The sequence below is a fragment of the Pseudoflavonifractor phocaeensis genome, from assembly GCF_038439875.1.
Taxonomy (GTDB): domain Bacteria; phylum Bacillota; class Clostridia; order Oscillospirales; family Oscillospiraceae; genus Vermiculatibacterium.
In genome coordinates this window covers 37150-53914 of record NZ_JBCDMT010000001.1, presented here as the reverse complement: position 1 = coordinate 53914, position 16765 = coordinate 37150, and the positions used below count along the sequence as shown (strand labels likewise).

General features: G+C 65.1%; 16 protein-coding genes. 1 reads left to right on the top strand and 15 read right to left on the bottom strand.

The annotated features are described in order from the left end of the window. Positions 1–53 precede the first annotated feature (53 nt). Positions 54–1451, bottom strand: a complete 1398-nt coding sequence (locus AAEU42_RS00305; RefSeq protein ID WP_342231514.1) for a uracil-xanthine permease family protein — start codon at positions 1449–1451, stop codon at positions 54–56. Between the two features lie 218 nt (positions 1452–1669). On the opposite strand from AAEU42_RS00305, the gene AAEU42_RS00300 reads away from it, so the two are divergent. Further along, positions 1670–2053 carry a metallopeptidase family protein gene (locus AAEU42_RS00300; RefSeq protein WP_342231513.1) on the top strand — a complete coding sequence of 128 codons (384 nt, stop codon included), beginning with the start codon at positions 1670–1672 and terminating at the stop codon, positions 2051–2053. Between the two features lie 156 nt (positions 2054–2209). Here AAEU42_RS00300 and AAEU42_RS00295 read toward each other — a convergent pair whose 3' ends face one another. The 14 genes from AAEU42_RS00295 to AAEU42_RS00230 form a co-directional block, all read right to left on the bottom strand. Continuing rightward, positions 2210–3934: a sensor histidine kinase gene (locus AAEU42_RS00295; RefSeq protein WP_342231512.1), complete on the bottom strand. Its 1725-nt coding sequence runs from the start codon at positions 3932–3934 to the stop codon at positions 2210–2212. Between the two features lie 39 nt (positions 3935–3973). Next, on the bottom strand, positions 3974–4642 hold the full coding sequence (locus AAEU42_RS00290) for a response regulator transcription factor (RefSeq protein ID WP_342231511.1): 669 nt from the start codon (positions 4640–4642) through the stop codon (positions 3974–3976). Positions 4643–4826: 184 nt separating this feature from the next. Next, on the bottom strand, positions 4827–5474 hold the full coding sequence (phoU, locus tag AAEU42_RS00285) for a phosphate signaling complex protein PhoU (RefSeq protein WP_342231510.1): 648 nt from the start codon (positions 5472–5474) through the stop codon (positions 4827–4829). Continuing rightward, a complete protein-coding gene (pstB, locus tag AAEU42_RS00280; RefSeq protein ID WP_342231509.1) occupies positions 5474–6235 on the bottom strand; it encodes a phosphate ABC transporter ATP-binding protein PstB in 762 nt (253 codons plus the stop codon). The genes phoU and pstB overlap by 1 nt, the downstream gene beginning before the upstream one ends. 16 nt (positions 6236–6251) lie before the next feature. Further along, positions 6252–7142, bottom strand: coding sequence for a phosphate ABC transporter permease PstA (gene pstA, locus AAEU42_RS00275; protein ID WP_342231508.1), 891 nt, complete (start codon positions 7140–7142; stop codon positions 6252–6254). A gap of 137 nt (positions 7143–7279) precedes the next feature. Beyond that, positions 7280–8122: a phosphate ABC transporter permease subunit PstC gene (gene pstC, locus AAEU42_RS00270; protein WP_342231983.1), complete on the bottom strand. Its 843-nt coding sequence runs from the start codon at positions 8120–8122 to the stop codon at positions 7280–7282. 193 nt (positions 8123–8315) lie between these two features. After that, entirely contained in the window at positions 8316–9188 is an 873-nt protein-coding gene (locus AAEU42_RS00265) for a phosphate ABC transporter substrate-binding protein (protein ID WP_342231507.1), read from the bottom strand. Between the two features lie 16 nt (positions 9189–9204). Further along, positions 9205–9393, bottom strand: coding sequence for a hypothetical protein (locus AAEU42_RS00260; RefSeq protein WP_342231506.1), 189 nt, complete (start codon positions 9391–9393; stop codon positions 9205–9207). Next, positions 9393–10187 carry a class I SAM-dependent methyltransferase gene (locus AAEU42_RS00255; protein ID WP_342231505.1) on the bottom strand — a complete coding sequence of 265 codons (795 nt, stop codon included), beginning with the start codon at positions 10185–10187 and terminating at the stop codon, positions 9393–9395. Before AAEU42_RS00255 ends, AAEU42_RS00260 begins: the two co-directional genes overlap by 1 nt. A 23-nt stretch (positions 10188–10210) precedes the next feature. Then, positions 10211–10861: an HAD family hydrolase gene (locus AAEU42_RS00250; RefSeq protein WP_342231504.1), complete on the bottom strand. Its 651-nt coding sequence runs from the start codon at positions 10859–10861 to the stop codon at positions 10211–10213. 124 nt (positions 10862–10985) lie between these two features. Beyond that, positions 10986–12332 carry an RNA polymerase factor sigma-54 gene (gene rpoN, locus AAEU42_RS00245; protein ID WP_342231503.1) on the bottom strand — a complete coding sequence of 449 codons (1347 nt, stop codon included), beginning with the start codon at positions 12330–12332 and terminating at the stop codon, positions 10986–10988. Between the two features lie 126 nt (positions 12333–12458). Next, positions 12459–14132, bottom strand: coding sequence for a CAP domain-containing protein (locus AAEU42_RS00240; RefSeq protein WP_342231502.1), 1674 nt, complete (start codon positions 14130–14132; stop codon positions 12459–12461). A gap of 434 nt (positions 14133–14566) precedes the next feature. Continuing rightward, entirely contained in the window at positions 14567–15046 is a 480-nt protein-coding gene (locus tag AAEU42_RS00235) for an L-2-amino-thiazoline-4-carboxylic acid hydrolase (protein ID WP_342231501.1), read from the bottom strand. Between the two features lie 33 nt (positions 15047–15079). Continuing rightward, positions 15080–16753 carry a sigma 54-interacting transcriptional regulator gene (locus AAEU42_RS00230; protein ID WP_342231500.1) on the bottom strand — a complete coding sequence of 558 codons (1674 nt, stop codon included), beginning with the start codon at positions 16751–16753 and terminating at the stop codon, positions 15080–15082. Positions 16754–16765 lie beyond the last annotated feature (12 nt).

Here is a 16765-nt window from a genome sequence, read left to right as displayed (position 1 = left end):
AACGGCGGCGGCCGCTCAAGCGGCCGCCGCGGTCAGAAAAGACGGGCTCCGGATCAATACCGGCCCAGGGACGCCGCCGTATCGGCGTTGGCGCTCTGGCCGAAGTGGAAGTCGTTGCCGGGGAGGACGGCGTTGAGGGCGATGCCCGCGATTGCCGCGATGGCAAGGCTGGTCAGGGTGATGGTGGCCCCGCCCACGGTGAAGGTGAGCCCCCCGGTGAAGCCCAGGCCGCACACCAGGATGACGGCGGCGATGATGAGGTTGCGGGAGTTTGTGAAGTCCACCTGGTTCTCCACCACGTTCCGCACGCCGATGGCGGAGATCATGCCGTAGAGGATGAAACTCACCCCGCCGATGATGGCGGAGGGGATGGAGCTCACCAGGGCGGCAAAGGCCGGGGAGAAGGACAGCACCACGGCGTAGAGGGCGGCCAGACGGACCACACGGGGGTCGTGGACCCCGGAGAGGACCAGCACACCGGTGTTTTCACCGTAGGTGGTGTTGGCGGGGCCGCCGAAGAGGCCGGCCAGGGCGGTGGCGATGCCGTCGCCCACCAGGGTGCGGTGCAGGCCCGGCTCCTCGATGAAGTTCTCCCCCACGGTGGCGGAGATGGCGGACATGTCGCCGATGTGCTCCATCATGGAGGCCACGGCGATGGGAGCCATGACCAGGATGGCGGAGAGGTCAAACTTGGCCACGCTGCCGGAGAAGTTGGTGAGGAAGGGCTGGAAGCCCACCAGATCCGCGGCGGCAACCCCGGAGAAGTCCAGCAGGGGCACCGCGTTGCCCAGGCTGTCCAGGGCGGTGGCTCCCATGGCGTTGGCGATGAGGGCCACCAGATAGGGCACCACCACGCCCAGAAGGATGGGGATGATCTTGATCATGCCCCTGCCCCAGATATTGGCCACCACGATGACGGCGATGGACACCAGGGCCAGCCACCAGCAGGTGGAGGCGTTGGACACGGCGGAGGGGGCCAGGTTGAGGCCGATGAGGATGATGATGGGCCCTGTGACCACCGGGGGCAGGAAATGCATGACCTTATGGACCCCTACGGCCTTGATGATGAGGGCCAGTGCCACGTAGAGGAGCCCCGCCACCACGATGCCGCCGCAGGCGTACTGGAGCTTTTCCCCCGCGGCCATGGCGGCGTACCGGCCCGTATCCATGTTCGCCATGGCGGAGAAGCCGCCCAGGAAGGCGAAGGAGGAGCCCAGGAAGGCGGGCACCTTCAGCTTGGTGCACACGTGGAAAAAGAGGGTCCCCACCCCGGCGAAAAAGAGGGTGGTCTGGATGGACAGGGGCAGGCCGTAGCCCTGGACCAGGATGGGCACCAGCACGGTGGCGCCGAACATGGCGAACATATGCTGGAGGCCCAGGATCAGCATCTTGGGCAGCCCCAGGGTCCGGGCGTCCCGGATGGGGGCGGCGCGCTTGGTGGTTTCGTTCATCGTCATTCTCCTTTCAACTCACACACATGGGCAAAAAAAATACCGGCATTACTGCCGGTACGCCACGCAAAAGGGAAAAAGAAAAGAAAGGCCCCGCCGAGCCGCCGTCCAACGCGTCCGCTCCGCCATGGTCCATTCCCCCTTTTCTCTCCATTGTCGAATATTATACAAAAAGCCGGGGCAGATTGCAAGAGGAAAAACTTGAGGAGGCGTTTTTTATGATCTTATCCTTTGAGCGGGTGGGCGCGTTGCTGGACGAGATGGCGGAGGAGTTCCCGCCGGAATTCTTCGAGGGGCTCAACGGCGGCATTATTTTGGAGCCCCAGGCGATGAAGGACCCGGACTTCCCCGACGACGAGCTCTATTTCATGGGGGAATACTGCCGGGACATGCTGGGCAACCACATTAATATCTACTACGGCTCCTTCGCCGCCCTGGCCGAGCTGGAGGACTGGACCCAGGAGGACTGGGCCGACGAGCTCCACACCACCCTGGCCCACGAGCTGACCCACCACGTGGAGGGCCGCGCGGGGGTGCGGGACCTGGAGGTGAAGGACGAGGCGCAGATGGAGGGCTTCCGGGAGCGGTTTGAGAAGGAATAGTGCAAATGCTCTCTCCGCCCGGAACCGGGGCGCGTCCCGACAGCCGTTCCCGGAATGGCCGCCCGGGAACGGGAGGCAGACTACATTCAGCCCCGCGGAGACGGCGGAATATGAAAAAAGGGGAACGGCGTGGGCCGCTCCCCTTTTTATATCCTCTTATTCCCCCGCCGGGAGAGTGACGGTGAAGGTGCTGCCCCGGCCGGGGGCGCTGTCCAGGGTGACGAAGCCCCCGTAGAGCTGGCAGATGTGCTTGACGATAGCCAGGCCCAGGCCGGTGCCGCCGTTTTTTCGGGCCCGGCCCCGGTCCACCCGGTAGAAACGCTCAAAGACCCGCTCCTGGGCCTCGGGGGGAATACCAATGCCGTTGTCGGCCACGGTGATGGTCATGGTCCCGGCCCCCTTGGTCACGGCCACCTCCACCTTCCCGCCGGGCTCGGAGTACTTGACGGCGTTCTCCATCAGGTTCATCAAAAGCTCCTTGAGGCGGCCGGAGGCGATGCGGGCCAGCCCCGGTTCACCACACACGGAGAGGGTCACCTGGGCCTTCCCGGCCTCGGGGGCCAGGAGTTTTTCCACCTCCCGGGCGGTGTCCAGGGGGGAGGCGGTCTCCCCCGCCTGCTCGATGGCCACGCTCTCCAGCTCGGAGAGCTCCAGGATGTCGTTGATGAGGTCGATGAGCCGGTCCACCTCCACCCCGATCATGGTGAGGAACCGCTTCTGGTCCTCGGGGCTCTGGACCATGCCGGTGGAGAGCATGTCGGTGAAGCCCTTGATGGAGGTAAGGGGGGTCTTGAGCTCGTGGGAGACGTTGGCGGTGAACTGGCTGCGGATGCCCTCGGCCTTTTTGAGCTCGGTCACGTCGGAGATGAGCACCGAGGTGCCCACGTTCTCCCCCTCGTACCGGCGGCCCGAGACCGGGGAGAGGAAGATGCGCAGCTCCCGGTCCCCCAGGGCTGGGTCTGTAAAGTCCAGCACCGCGGGGGTGTGGTTTTGATGGGCCTCGGTCATGGCCTGGCGGATCTTCCTGCCCCGGAGAAGGACCTGGATCCCGCCGTCCCGCTCCCCCTCGGGCAGGCCGAAGAGCTCCCGCGCGGCCCGGTTGATGGCCAGGATATTGTCCACCTCGTCCAGGAGGATGAGGCCCTCGTCCATGCAGTCCAGGATGAGGCCCACCTTGTCCCGCTCGGCCTTCACCTGGTCCAGATATTCCCCCAGGCGGCCGATGAGCTTTTCCAGATAGCGCAGGATGGGCCGCAGCTCGTCGTCGGCCTGGTAGCGCTCCAGCTCCCCGGCGGTGGTGCCGCCGTCCAGCACCCCCTGGAGGGCGTCGCCCACTACGTTCAGGGGCTCCAAAAGCCGCCGGGCCATCCGGCCCGAGAGGAGGAAGGCCAGCAGGAGGGCCACCCCGGAGGCGATCAGAAGGGGGATGAGCCCGGAGCGGACCAGGGTGTCAATGGAGGACAGGGGCATGGCCGCCCGGCCCACCACCCCGTCGGTGAAGGTCTTGGCCACGTAGAGGAGGGGCACCCCCACCGTCTCGGAGGGACGGGTGGCCTCCCCCCAGCCGGCGGCCAAGGCCTGCTGGAACTCGGGGCGGTTGGCGTGGTTCTCCCTGGTGCCGCTGTCCGTATCCAGCAGCACGGAGCCGTCGGGGCTGATGAGGGTGAGGCGCTTGGCCGGGGCGGCGGCGGCAAATACCTCCAGAGCCCGCTGGGGATCGGTGATTTGGTTCTGGGCGTCCACCATATTCAAAAGCTCGTGGAGGCTCTGACGGGCGGTGTCCATCTCCCGCTGGTGGAGGCTCCACACCCCCACGGCGGTGGACACCAGAAGGGCCAGCACCACGATGAGCATGGTGCCCGCCGTCAATCGTCTTTTCATGGGCAATCCTTCCCTAAGGGCCGGGGGCCGGCCCTTATCCTAAGAAATCTTGTAGCCGACCCCCCGGACGGTGGTGATGATGTCCTCCCCCAGCTTTTGGCGGAGGGCCTTCACGTGCATATCCACCGTGCGGGTCTCGCCGGTGTAGTCGTAATCCCAGACCGCCCGCAAAATCTCGTCCCGGGTCAGGGCCACGCCGGGACGGGAGCACAGCAGGCGCAGGAGTTCGAACTCCTTGTAGGTCAGCTCTACCTTCTCCCCCGCCCTGCGGACCTCGTGGGCGGCGGGGTCCACCTCCAGGTCCCCCCGGCGGAGGATCTGGCCGGTCCGGCCGGGGGCGCGGCGGAGGACCGCCTTGACCCGGGCCTGGAGCTCCATGATGCCGAAGGGCTTCACCACATAGTCGTCCGCCCCCGCCTCCAGCCCGGCCACCCGGTCCATCTCGGCGGTGCGGGCGGTGAGGAAGATGACGGGGGTCTGGGCGGTGGCCGCTCCCGCCCGGAGGCGGCGCAGGATCTCCACCCCGTCCATGCCGGGGAGCATGATGTCCAGGATATAGAGGGCGGGGGGCGGCGCGTCCCCCTCTCCGGCGAAAAGGGCCTCCCCGGAGTCGTAGCCCCGGAAGGCATAGCCCACCGTCTGGAAGTAATAGCGCAGCATCTCACGGATGCTCTCGTCGTCCTCCACCGCCACGATGGTGTCCGCCATGGGACCGCCTCCTTATTATGTCAACTTATTTGGGGTTTTCTTGGGGCGCCGTATGTCTGGGGAGGTTCCCCTCATCCGCCCCAGTCTGAGGACTGGGGCACCTGGAGGTGAATTGCCCCGCAGGGGCAAGAGAAGCCACCCTGGGGTGTCCCCCGAGGGGAAGGCTTTCTTGGAACCGCTCGTTTCAGCCTACCAGCTCGCCGGTGACGCAGTAGATGGCCCACTGGGCGATGTTCACGGCGTGGTCGGCGATGCGCTCCAGATACTTGGCGATGATGATGAGGTCGATGGCCCGGTCGGCCTCCTCCCGGTTGCCCACCAGCAGCTCCACCAGCTCCTTTTTCACCTGCTGGAAAAGCTCGTCCACCTCGTCGTCCAGGGCGATGACCTCCTTGGCGGAGTCCACGTCCCGGTTGGCGTAGGCGAAGATGGAGCGCTTGACCATGACGGCGGCCTTCTGGCTCATGGAGCGGATGTCCGCCAGGTCTTGGGCCTTCTGGACGTTGCCGGGCCAGAGGAGGGAGAGCTCGGCGATGTTGGCGCACTGGTCCCCGATGCGCTGGAGGTCGGTGACCATCTTCAGCGCCGCCGACACTGTGCGCAGGTCCCGGGCCACCGGCTGCTGCTGGAGGAGGAGGCGGAAGCAGTGGTTTTCGATGTCCCGCTCCATCTCGTCCATGGTCTTGGTCAGCTCCATGGCCTCGTGGGCGGCGTCGGGGGCGTCGGAGGAGAGGGACTCGGTCACCGTGTCGATGGCGTCCTCGGCGGCGGCGGCCATGTTGATCATCTCGTAGTTGAGCTCCTGGAGCTCGGCGTCAAAGGTCTTGCGCATCAGCCAAACCTCCCTGTGATATAGTCCTCGGTCCGCTTGTCCTTGGGGACGGAGAAGAGCTGGGTGGTGTCGGCAAACTCGATGAGCTCCCCCAGCAGGAAAAAGGCGCACTTGTCGGAGACCCGGGTGGCCTGCTGCATGTTGTGGGTGACAATGATGATGGTGTATTTCTCCTTCAGATCGGAGATCAGGTCCTCGATCTTGGAGGTGGAGATGGGGTCCAGGGCGGAGGTGGCCTCGTCCATGAGGAGGACGTCCGGCTCCACCGCCAGGGCCCGGGCGATGCACACCCGCTGCTGCTGGCCGCCGGAGAGGGAGAGGGCGGACTTTTTCAGCCGGTCCTTCACCTCGTCCCAGATGGCGGCCCCCCGGAGGGACTTCTCCACGATGTCGTCCAGCTCGGCCTTGCCCCGCACCCCGTGGGTGCGGGGGCCGTAGGCGATGTTGTCGTAAATGGACATGGGGAAAGGGTTGGGCTTTTGGAACACCATGCCCACCTGCTTGCGCAGCCAGGTCACGTCCACCTGGGGGTCGTAGATCTCCTGGCCCCGGTAGGTGACGGAGCCGGTGATCTTGATGCCGGGGACCAGGTCGTTCATCCGGTCCAGAGTTTTCAAAAAGGTGGACTTGCCGCAGCCGGAGGGGCCGATAAGGGCGGTGACCTTTTTTTCCGGGATGTCCATATCCACGCTGTGAAGGGCCTGGGACGCACCGTACCACAGGTCCAGGCCCCGGGTGGCGATGATAGGGGTTTGATCCATTTCTCTCTGCCCCTCCTTACTGTTTTTTCAGTTTTCCGCCCAGCCATTTGGCGGACAGGTTGATGATCAGGGTCAGGATCATGAGGATAGAGGCGATGGCGAAGCCCGTTTCAATCTTGCCCCGCTCCATGGTGTACATATAGAGGGCCACCGTCAGGCTGCCGCCGGAGGTGGCGAAGTAGTTCCCCACGCTCTGGGCCAGGGCGGGGATGCTGTCAAAGCTGAGGCGGACCAGCACCGAGGCCGAGCCCGCGGTGTAGAGCAGGGCGGCGGACTCCCCCACGATGCGGCCGATGGAGAGGATACAGCCGGTGACGATGCCGTCGATGGAGCAGGGCAGCACCACCGTGCGGATCATCCGCCACTTGCCGCTGCCCAAACCCAGGGCGGCCTCCCGGTAGGACTGGGGCACCGTCTTGAGGGACTCCTGGGTGGTGCGGACGATGGTGGGCAGGATCATGATGACCAGGGTGAGGATGCCCGCCCGGATGGAGCCGCCCCAGCCAAGGGTCTGGACGAAGAAGAGCATGCCCACCAGGCCGTAGAGGATGGAGGGGATGCCGGTCAGGGTCTCGGTGGCGAACTCGATGACCTCCACCACCCGGCGGCTCTTGGCGTACTCCGTCAGGTAAATGGCGGCCCCCACTCCCAGGGGCAGGACGATGAGGAGGGTCCCGGCAATCAGGGCCAGGGTGTTGATGATGTTGGGCAGGATGCCCATCACATCCCGGAGGACGCTGGGCTCACTGGTGAGCATCTCCCAGGTGACCTCCGGCAGGCCCCGGACAAAAATATAGCCGATCAGCACCACCAGCAGGGCGCAGGTGAGGAAGGCGGAGAAGTACAGCAGGAACCGCAGCACCCTGTCATAGGCCACCCGCCGAGGGGATCGATGTTCCATTTGCATTGATTATACCATCCATTTCTCCCGGTGCCTACATGTTTTATCCCCGGCGGGCAAAACATGTCACGGGGCCGTTCCGGCCGCGGCATCTGATTTTGAGCGCCCGCTCCGCGGGCGGGGGCTAAGAGAACACCGCGGCGTTATTTTTTGTTCTTCTTGAGGAGGGTGTTCAAGAGGATATTGATGAGCATGATAAAGAGGAACAGGACCAGGGCGATGGAGAACAGGGCGTTGCGCTGAAGGCTCCCCACCGAGGAGTAGGACATCTCCGAGGCGATGGCGGTGGTGAGGAAGCGCACGCTTTTGAAGAGCCCCGGCATGTTGGCCACGTTGCCCGCCACCATCATGATGGCCATGGCCTCCCCAATGGCCCGGCCGATGCCCAGCACCACGGCGGCGGCGATGCCGCTGGAGGCGGCGGGGGCGCTGACCCGGAAATAGGTCTCGATCTCGGTGGCCCCCAGAGCCAGTGAGGCCTCCTCATACTCCTTGGGCACGGCGTTCAGTGCGGTGGCCGACACCGAGATGATGGAGGGGAGGATCATCACCGCCAGCACCACCATGGCGGCCAGAAGGGTGGCCCCCGAGGCCAGGTCAAAGGCCACCCGGATGGCGGGGACCAGCACCGTCATGCCGATGAGGCCGTAGACCACCGAGGGGATGCCCGCCAGCAGGTCCACCGCCGTGCGGATCACCGCCGCCGCCTTGGGGTTGGCCAGCTTGGAGAGGAATACGGCGGTGAGGAAGCCGATGGGCACGCCGATGAGGATGGCCCCGGCGGTGCCGTAGACGGAGGTGAGGATAAAGGGCAGGATGCCGAACTGGGGGTTCTCCTTGGCCGTAGAGGCCCACTGGGTGCCGAAGAGGAAATCGGTGAGGCCGATCTCCCGGATGGCGGGCAGGCCGGAGATGACCAGATAGACCGTGATGAACACCACGAAGGCCACCGCCACCAGCCCGCACAGGAAGAAGAGGCCGTTCATGCCCTTTTCCAGCAGCTCCCGGAGCCCCCGCCGCTTGACCAGGGGGCTGTTTTGCTCCGCGGCCGTTTCCGACACGCGCGCCATAGGCGTCTCCACCTTTCGTAAACATTTGGTAAAGTTCGCTGACTCGAGTTCGGCGCTCCCAAGCCCGGGGCCGGGGAGCGCCGTATCTCAAAGAGGGGGAAACCTGGTTTTAACTGTTGGCGGGCACCACGCCGGCGGCGACGTAGAGATCGGCGTTGGCGGGATCCATGGCGAAGTCGAAGAAGGCCTGGGCGGCCTCGCTGAGGGAGCCGTCGGTCTTGGTGGCAAAGACGAAGGGACGCTGGATGGCGTAGGTGCCGTCCAGGACGGTGGCCTCGGTGCACTCCACGCCCTCCACCTTCACGGCCTTGACGGAGTCCTCCACGCTGGACAGGGAGGCATAGCCGATGGCGCCGGGGGTGGTGGACACGGCGGTGATGACGGCTCCGGTGGAGGTCAGCTCCTGGGTGTACTTGCAGGCGTCGCCGGTCTCAGTCAGCTCCTCGAAGGCGCCCCGGGTGCCGGAGCCGGCCTCACGGCCGATGAAGGCGATCTCGGCGTCGGCGCCGCCAACCTGGGACCAGTTGGTGATCTCGCCCTTGGCGATCTGGGCGATCTGCTCCACGGTCAGGTCCTCCACGGTGTTGGCGGGGTTCACCACGATGGCGATGCCGTCCTTGGCCACCACGGTCTCGGTGAGGGAGGCCTTCTCCTCCTCCTTCAGGCCCCGGGAGGACAGGCCGATGTCGGCGGAGCCGTTGGAGGCGGCCTCGATTCCGGTGCCGGAACCGGTGGGGTCATAGGTCACGGTGACGCCGGGCTCCACGGTCTTGAACTGCTCGATGAGGGCGCCGATCACCTTTTCCATGGAGGTGGAGCCGTTGGTGGAGACGGTGCCGGAGAGGCTGGCGGCCTGGCTGGGGGCGGCGGCGGAGGGAACCGCTTCGGAGGGGGCGGCGCTCTCGGCGGCGTTGCCGCCGCAGGCGGCCAGCAGGCCCACGCACAGGGCGGCGGACAGAAGCACAGAAACAGACTTCTTCATTCTTTTCATTCTCCAATCATACTTTCAAATCTTCGGGGCTTTCCCCGGAACGCTTTTCAGTATACTTGCCCATTGTAAAGTTGTCCCACAGGCTTTTGTAAAGTCTGTGTAAAGCCCTTGTTTTTTCTTTACATTTGCCCCCTATGGGCAGAAAAAATGCGCCGGACTGGGCGAAAACGTCCAGTCCGGCGCATTTTTCTTCCATCAGGGCCGTTTCTCAGCCCGCAGGAGATAGGAGAGGGGAAAGCCCTTTTGATCATATGCGTCGGTCAGGCCCACGTCATAGTCGTACTCGTCCAGCCGGACAAAGGTCAGCCCCGCGCCGCTGACGGCGTTGAGGATGGCGGCCATGGTGTGGGAAAAGCTGGTGAAGGTCTTGGAGGGGTACTGCTCCGACAGGTAGCCCATCCCCTCGTTCTCCAGCCAGGGCTCGGTCCGAAAGTAGGAGTGGGCCACCCGGTTCAGATCCCCGGCGTCAAATTCCGGCTCCCCGGGCAGGGGCAGCATGTTCATGACAGGGTGAAAGTCGTGGATGAGCAGGACTCCGCCGGGCTTGAGACAGTCGGAGACCACCCGGAACAGGGGGTTCAGATCCTCAAACCAGGTGATGGCGCCGATGGTGAAGAAAATGAGGTCGAACCGGCCGTGGTACTCCGGGGGGATATCCAGGATATTGCAGGCGACGAACCGGCAGTTTCGGACCCCCGCCTTTTCCGCCGTATCCACGGCCTGGGCGATGATGTTCTCCGCTATGTCGAAGCCCACGCCCTCCGCCGGGCCCAGCCCCATGAGGGAGAGCAGCTCCCGGCCGTTGTTGCAGCAGAACTGGGCCACGGCTCTGCCTGTATAGTCCATCCTCCGCAGCTCCTTCGCCACGTCGGGGCAGAAAAAAGGAAGGCTCTCCCCCAGCAGCCGCTCGTGGTCCTTCTCGCCCCAGCCGGGGCGCCGATGCTCAAAGGCCTCTTCCCAGGCCGCTTTGTTCTCTTCGATATAGCTCATATGCGCTCCCTCCCTCCGGCGGCTCAGACCCCCAGCCAGCGCTTCAGCTCCAGCAGGTCGGGGGCGATGTGGACACTGGGATAGCCCGCGAAGTCCTCCGCCGGGGTGGTTCCGTTCAGGACGGCGGCAAAATCCACCCCCGCGTTCCGGGCGGTGCCGGCGTCGATGGTGGTGTCGCCGCAGTAGAGGACATACGCCTTTTCCACCCCCAGGGCGGCGATGCCGGCGTTGAGGCCCTCCGGGTCGGGCTTGGGCAGGCCCACCAGGTCTCCGCCCACGGTGAAGTCCAGCTGGTCCAGCACCCCGTGACGGGCGAGGATCTTCCGCAGGGTGTCGTTGCGCTTGCTGGTGACGATGCCCAGCTGGACCCCCCTTTGGTGGAGGGCCCCCAGCAGCTCCTCCGCCCCGGGGAGGAGGTCGGTCTTTTCCGCCTGGGTGTCGGCCACCTTCTCCTGGAACCAGCGGCGGAACTCGGCGCGCTGGGCCGGGTCCTCCACCCCGGTGAGCATGGTGAACTCGTCCTCCAGCATATGGCCCACCGTACGGCGCACCGCCTCCCGGTCGGGCCGGGGGTAACCCATTTTCTCAAAGGCGTAGCAGAAGCCCTCGTAGATGGAGGCCGTGGCGTCCCCCAGGGTGTAGTCAAAATCGAACAGGATTGCTTGGTATTTCATATCGTGCCGCCTTTCAAAAAGGCTTCCCCCTGACGGGGGAAGCTGTTGAAGAAATCGGGCGGGGGCGGCGCCTCGTAAGGGGCCCCCAATCCGCCGACGCCTTTCCCCCAGGGGAAAGGCCGTTTCATTTTTTGCGCCCGGAGGCGTTGGGGATGTTCAGTTCTTCCCGGTACTTGGCCACCGTCCGCCGGGAGATGGCGCAGCCCCGGCGGCCCATCTCCTCGCTGAGCTTCTGGTCGGAGAGAGGCTTGCTCTCCCTCTCCACCAGCTCCCGCAGGAGGGCCTTGGCCGCCTCCGGAGAGGCGTCCTCCCGGCCCAGGGGGCGAGAGAAGAAGTAGCTGAGGGGATAGACCCCCCGGTCACACTGGAGGTATTTGTCCTTCACCGTCCGGCTGATGGTGGACTCGTGGACCCCAAGGCTCCTGGCCACCTCCCCCATGGTCAGGGGGCGCAGGTGCCCCGGCCCCTGGCGGAAGAAGGCCTCCTGCCGCTCCACCACCCACCGGGCGCACTGGAGCAGGGTGGTACGGCGCTGCTCGATGCTCTTGACCACCCATTTCGCCTGATTGGCCTTGCCGCTGAGGTACTCCCGCACCTCCTGGTCCCCGGTCTCCCGCATGAGCTGGGTGTAGTAAGAGCTGAGCTTGAGCCGGGGGATGGCGGTGTCGTTGGCGGTGATCTCAAAGCCGTCCTCCAGAGTGGTCACCACCAGGTCGGGGGTGATGTACACCAAATTTTCCCGGGCGGCGAAGCCGGTGCCCGGGCGGGGGTTCAGGGTGCGGATGAGGTCGCAGGCCGACCGGACCTCCCGCTCGGCCGCCCCCAGGTCCCGGCTGATGGCGCCGTACCGGCCCCGGGCCAGCTCGTCCAGGTACCGCTCGGCGATGACCTCGGCCAGGCGGTGGTCCCCCGCCCGGCGCTGGATCTGGAGCCGCAGGCACTCGGGCAGGCTCCGGGCCCCCACACCCGCGGGCTCGGCGGCCTGAAGCTCGGTAAGGGCCCGGGCCATGGCCCGCTGGGAGAGCCCAGCGGCCTGGGCCAGGACGGGCAGCTCCTCGTCCAGCCAGCCGTTCTGATCCAGCTGCTCCACCAGGAATTCCAGGGCCTCCATGACCTCCGGCTCCAGGTCGGTGCCCATGAACTGGGAGAGGATGTAGCGGTTCAGGTCATCCTCCTCGTCCAGGAAACAGCCCACGTTGGCCAGGGGGTCGGAGTCCTCCCCTTCGGCGTCCTGGAGGTGATAGTAGGCGTTCTGGCGGTCGTTGGCCTCCAGCCACTCCAGCTTGCGGGCGAAGTCCTCCTCCCTCCGGGGCTCCTCTCCCGGCTCGGGCAGCTCCAGCACCGGGTTTTCCTGGATTGCCTCCTCGATGTACTCCCGCAGCTCCTGAAGGCCCATCTGGAGGATCTTCATAGACTGCATCATCTGGGGAGAGAGCACCTGGCTCTGTTTTTGGCTCTGGCTCAGTTCCACAAAGACGCCTCCTTCCGAATCACATTGTGCTTATTTTAACATATCCCGGCTCCGCTTTCAACTCACTTCCCGCCGGGGCGCGGCAAAAAAAGCGCCCCGCGCCGGGGATGGGGCGCGGGGCGGCTCTTATTCAAAAAATTTGACCGTGTACTCGATGGAGGTCGTGCCCCCGCCGGCGCGCTTGACGTTGTCGATCTTGACGTGGTACACGTCGCCGTGGGCGTAGCCCTCCACCTCCGGGCGGAAAATGATGGCGGGGCCGTAGCCGTAGCCGACGGTATCCACGTGGCAGTAGGCCCCGGCCTGGGGATCGTCCATGCTCAGATCCAGTTCAAACACCGCTCCGTCCCCTTCCCGGGTCAGGGTAACGGTCAGCCCCTTGGAGGCTCCCAGGTCATACATCCCCGGCTTCGGAGTGCAGCTCCAGCCCAGGCCGGCGTCCGCCAGCTCCACCGGGAATACCCCCTGGGCGGGCCAGCACACCATCTCCGGGGTGAGGGAGGGGGTCCGGCTGTGGTCAAAGACCTTGGTGGTGGTCATGTTCTCCACGTAGCCCAGGCCCACCAGCTTCAGATCGGGGTTGAGCAGCCACCGGCGGTGGCCTACCCGGTCCAGGTTCCCGGCGTCCGAGTCATCCGTGCAGCTCAGGACAAACCCGCTGAGGGTCCTGTGCCCGTAGCCGATATTGGAGCTGGAGGTGGCGGCGTAGCCCGCGTCGTAGAGCCCCTTCTCCATCCCGTCGGGCCGGTGGGGGTAGTGGCTGAACTCGCTGGCGGCCAGGAGCAGGGCCCCTTCCTGGGCGTTGGCGTTGAGCTCATCGGTACAGCGCACGTCCGCCGGCAGGCCCGCCACGGCCCGGACATAGTTGATGGTGGCCAGTCCGTCCTGGACAAAGCCCTCCTCCAGCGCGCCGGGGGCAAAGGAGGCGGGGGTCAGGTTCGGCGCTTGGGTATAGGGGCTCTCCCCCTGGTAGCGCCCGGCGTCCATCTCGTCCTTCATGGCCTTCAGCTCGGCGGCGCGCTCCCGTTCGGCCTGGGTGAACACCGTCTGCCAAAGGGCCTCCTTGGCCTGCCGCTCGCTCTCCCGGGCGGCCTCTTCGGCCAGACGCCGGCTCTCCTGAACCGCGTCGTAGGTCCGCAGACAGAGGAGGACGGCCTGCTCCCGGGTGGTGGTCTCGCCCAGGGCGTAGCCGTGCTCGGTGCCCTGCATCAGCCCCGCACCCACCACGGTCTTGACCCCCGCCGCGGCCCAGTTATCCACGGTCCCCTCGCTTCCGGCGGCCAGGGCTGCGGCCTCGGCGGCAAAGGGCTCCTCCAGCTCCGCCTCCAGAACCCCCAGGGTCCGGGCCAGCAGGACGCAGATCTCCAGCCGGGTCATGGACCGCCGGGGGGCGAACTCGGTGTCCGACACCCCCTGCATCAGGCCCAGGCCCCAGGCCATGTCCACGTAGCTGTTGTTCACGTCGGTGAAGGGCGCCTCCCAGCTCATGTACTTGTAATCCTGCTGGACGGCGGTGTAGAGCTGATCCGCCAGGGCGGCAAACTCTTCCCGGGTCGCGTCGGCCTGGTAGTCGACGAAGTTGTCGAAGGGGTCCAGCCCCAGGCTCCGGGCCCGGTCGATGTCCTCCACCGCCCACGCGCTGGCCTTCTGCCGCCAGGGCTCGCTCCACTCATTCATCGACCAGCCGTCGGCCTCCCGGCGCCTGGACTCGCCATCCTCCTCCGCCAGGGCGGGCACTCCCGCGCACAAGGCCAGGGCCAGCAGGCCGGCCGTCAGGCGGACGCCGTCTCTCCTCTTCATGGGTTTCACTCCTCGTTCCAAGTTTTGTTCCGCCCCCGGGGCGCTCCCACCGGGGCGAAGCGTGTGTATCAGGTGCATTCTAACATGTTTTCCGCCTTTGTTCAACTTGTTCCCCACAGAAGAGGCCGAAAGCGGGAGAGGGGTGAAACGCCCCTCTCCCGCTCAGGCTGTCGAAAAAGTCCTTCGGACTTTCCCGACAGCCTTCACAATGCCGTTACTTTTCCGGGGCAAAGCCCCGGGAAAGTCCTCGCTTCGCTCGCCGAACGCCTGCTAACGCAGGCTTTTCGGGGCATTTGATCCCATGCGAGGCGGGCTGCCGCCCCCTCGCGCTCCCCCGCCGCAGACAGGAAGAAATTCCTGGAATACAGGTTTTCCGACAAGCTGAGCGGGAGAGGGGCGAAACGCCCCTCTCCCGCTGGATGGCTCTATGTTGCTCAGACCTTCTTGAAACGGACTTCGCAGATGTCGTCGCCGGCGGCGATGGTCTTGCCCAGGTGGAAGTCGAAGTGAGGGAAGGTGGAGGCGATACCCCGGTCGCCGTCCATGGCGATCTGGCACAGCTCGGCGCACTCCTCGTCGGTGGCGCCCAGCTTCTTCCAGGCCGCCACCAGGGGGCAGTAGTGGAAGTCGATGGCCATCTCCTCGGGGGTGGTGGTCACGTCCATCTGGAAGATGTCCACCACGTTCTGGTTGGCGAACTCGGGGGCGAAGGCGGTGAGGTCGTCGGTCTTGGTGTACTTATTGTCGCCGTGGAAGCAGCCGCAGGCCTTGATGGCGTCATGGGCGAAGGAGTAGTCCAGGCCCCGCTTTTTCGCCTCCTTGATGAGCAGGTACATCCAGCTGGCCCGGTGCTCGATGGCCCCCCGCATGTCCTCAATGTGCTCGCTCTTCTTCTCGGGAACGTTCTTGATCATGATAAATCTCTCCTTTTCATTTTGCGTTGCAATTTATGTGAATTGGTATTGCTTGATTTTTCGGTAGAGGGTCGCCCTGCTGATGCCCAGCAGGCGGGCGATCTCCTCTTTGGAATAGCGCAGGTCCAGCATCTCCCGGATCTTTTCCCGCTCCATCTCCTCCACCGACTGTACCGGGCGGGGGTTGAAGCCGGGCAGGCCCTCCAGGCTCTCGGCGGTGATCTCGCTCCCCGCCAGGCGGACCAGCCGGTCCAGCACTTGGTCCAGCTCGGTCAGGTTCCCCGGCCAGTCGCAGCGGCACAGCCGCTCCATGGCCCGGGGGGACACCGTCAGATCCGGCTTGTGGTAGCGGCCCTTGTAAAAGCGGATGCCGCCCTCCACCATCCGCCGCAGCTGCTCAGGGTCGGACCGGATGGGCGGGATGCGCACGGTGTACTCCGAGACACGGTAGTAGAGCTGCTCCAGAAAGGCCCCGGAGTCGGTCATGGCCTTCAGGTCGGCGGTGGTGGAGCAGATGACCCGCACGTCCACCCGGACCTTGCCGCCCCCCTCGTGGCTGAGGACCCCGTTGCGGAGGAACTCCACCAGCTTTTCCTGGAGGTACCAGGGCAGCAGGTCCACGTTCTGAAAGAACACCGTGCCCCGGTTGGCCAGGTGGAGCTGTCCCAGCTCCCCGAAGATGGCCTCCTCCCGCAGGTCCCGGGCGTAGCCGCAGTCCACAGTGACAAGGCCCAGGCGGCTGCGGTCGGAATAGTTGTGGATGCACCGGGCCAGCAGGTTGGCCCCCGAGCCGGGAGGGCTTTCGATGAGGACGGTCTGGCCCCCCACCGCCAGGCGCTTGGCCTCGTCGGTGACCGAGCGGGGAAAGGTCTGGTCCTCATACCGGCTGAAGGCGGCCTGGTTGTCCGGGCGCACGATCTCGGCGAAGTCGGAGTTGATCTGGGACACCGGCTTGAAGATGAAGAGGGCCCCGGTGCGCTGGCCCCGGATGGTGATGGTGTTGCAGGTGGCCAGACCGTAAAAGGACTCGGCGCCGTTATCCGTAAAGATGAGCTTGTTCTCCACCCGGACCTGGCGGCCCAGGAAGTCGGTGATGACCTTGTGGGGAATAAGCTCATAGAGGGGCTTGCCCACGCAGCTCTTCTCCTGGTGGAAATACTCCAGAAAACGCCTGTTATGGTAGTTGACCACCCCCAGGTTGTCAGTGGAGACGATGGCGTACTCCACCTCGTCCATGAGGATCTCCCGCTCCTGCTTGATCACGTCCAGAGCGGAGTAGTCGTCGCTGTCCTGAAGCTTGCTGGAGAGCAGGGAGGCCATATTCTGGAGAAACTCGATGGAGTTGTTCACGTCCCGGAAAATGGCCGCCACCTTCTGCTGGGGGATGATGAGGGCGATGGCCCCCACCACCGTATCCTTGTAGACGATGGGCACGGCGATGAGCCCCCGCATCTCGCAGGTCTCGTACTCCGGGCAGGCCTGGCATGTGCTGAACTTCCGCCGATCCTCGATGGACACCACCTCCCGGGTGGTCATGCACTGGCCGATGATGGAAACCCGCCGGATCACGTCGTACTGGTCGAAGTAGCGGAAGGTGGAACCCACTACCTTCAGGTTGCTGTCCACGATGAGCACATCCACGTCCAGCATTTTGGAGATGGTGTTCGCAAATTTGGAAAGGGCTCCCTTGATTCTCGCCAGCAGCATGGTTCCTCCTTT